The 248-nt window shown below is 43.1% G+C and carries 1 protein-coding gene; it reads right to left on the bottom strand.

Going from position 1 to position 248, the window contains the following annotated elements; genetic code table 11:
- Positions 1 to 219: hypothetical protein (locus AC6UDE_RS07105; RefSeq protein WP_500697050.1), on the bottom strand; the 219-nt coding region annotated here is incomplete at its 3' end.
- Positions 220 to 248: the final 29 nt, after the last annotated feature.

The following is a 248-nucleotide window of genomic DNA, read 5'->3' as shown; positions in this document are numbered from 1 at the left end:
AAAATGCTCTGTTAACGCTAGTTTATCAAGTAGCTTTTCAGTAAAACGACGCGCTTTATTGGTAATGAGTGCTTTTGGGGTGCTACGAAGAGCAGCAAGACCTGTTTCAACATGCTGGTAAAGCACGCTGTACTCACCAACTTGTTGCTCGTAATGACCATAAAAAAGATTGATGGCTCGCTTGGCAAGCTGTTCATCTAATTGCTCACTGATTTGCATGTCGCCACTTAAACCACGCTTAACTAGGG

This window comes from Fructilactobacillus sp. X2R5C3 (genome assembly GCF_059901325.1).
This window is presented reverse-complemented; position numbering and strand designations above follow the sequence as displayed.